Below are 1380 nucleotides of genomic sequence, written 5' to 3' on the forward strand. Positions count from 1 at the left end.
AGCGGTTGTTGCTGGAGGCGTCCTGGGAGGCCGTGGAGAGCGCGGGGATCGACCCGCTGTCGCTGAAGGGCAGCCGGACCGGCGTCTTCGCCGGCCTGATGTACCACGACTACGCACTCGGCACCGAGGCCTCCGCCACCACGGGCGGCAGCCTGGTCTCGGGCCGCGTCTCCTACACCCTGGGCTTCGAAGGCCCCTCGGTGACGGTCGACACCGCCTGCTCGTCGTCGCTGGTGGCCCTGCACCTCGGTGCCCAGGCGCTGCGCTCCGACGAGTGCTCGATGGCGCTGGTCGGTGGCGTGACGGTGATGACGACGCCGGACATGTTCCTCTACTTCAGCCATCAGCGGGGCATGGCCAAGGACGGCCGCTGCAAGTCCTTCGCCGCCGACGCCGACGGCACCGGCTGCTCGGAAGGCGTCGGCGTCCTGATGCTGGAACGCCTCTCCAACGCCCAGCGCAACGGACACCCGGTTCTCGCGGTGATCCGGGGCAGCGCGATCAACCAGGACGGCGCCTCCAGCAGCCTTACGGCTCCGAATGGTCCGTCGCAGCAGCGGGTGATTCGTGCCGCGCTGGAAGGCGCCGGGCTCACGGCCGCGGACGTCGATCTGGTGGAGGCGCACGGTACGGGGACCCGGTTGGGTGACCCGATCGAGGCGCAGGCTCTGCTTGCGACGTATGGGCAGGGGCGTCCGGAGGGTGATCCGTTGTGGTTGGGGTCGCTGAAGTCGAACCTGGGGCATGCGCAGGCGGCTGCGGGTGTGGGCGGTGTGATCAAGGCGGTGCAGGCGATCCGTCATGGTGTGCTGCCGAAGACGTTGCATGTGGATGTGCCGACGCCGCAGGTGGATTGGGCTGCGGGGTCGGTGGAGCTGCTGACGGAGTCGCGGGCGTGGCCGGAGCGGGATCGTCCGCGGCGTGCGGGGGTGTCGTCGTTCGGTCTGAGTGGGACGAACGCGCACGTGATCGTGGAGCAGGCTCCGGTGGTGGACGAGCCGGAGATCGCCACGTCGGTCGAGGTGCCGGTGGTGCCGGTGGTGTTGTCGGCCCGGAGTGAGAGCGGGCTGTCGGCCCAGGCCGGGAAACTCCTGGCTCGGATGGAGAGTGCTCCCTCGCTGCTGGATGTGGGGTATTCGTCGGTGGTGTCGCGTGCGGTGCTGGAGCATCGTGCGGTGGTGACGGCCGGGGACCGTGAGGAGCTGGTTCGGGGGCTGACGGCGCTGTCCGAGGGTGAGTCGGCGGCTGCGGTGGTGCGTGGGGTGGTGCGGCCGGCGGGCAAGGTCGCGTTCCTGTTCACGGGGCAGGGTGCGCAGCGGTTGGGGATGGGTCGTGAGTTGTATGAGGCGTACCCGGTGTTCGCGGAGGCGTTCGACGGGG

1 protein-coding gene is annotated in these 1380 nt (G+C 70.0%); it reads left to right on the plus strand.

Features of this window, described 5'->3' with window-relative positions; translation table 11 throughout:
* On the plus strand, window positions 1-1380 hold a 1380-nt coding region (locus AB0N06_RS38880), incomplete at both ends, for a type I polyketide synthase (protein ID WP_366139373.1).

Origin of the sequence: Streptomyces sp. NPDC051020, assembly GCF_040683105.1 — a bacterium.
GTDB lineage: Bacteria > Actinomycetota > Actinomycetes > Streptomycetales > Streptomycetaceae > Streptomyces.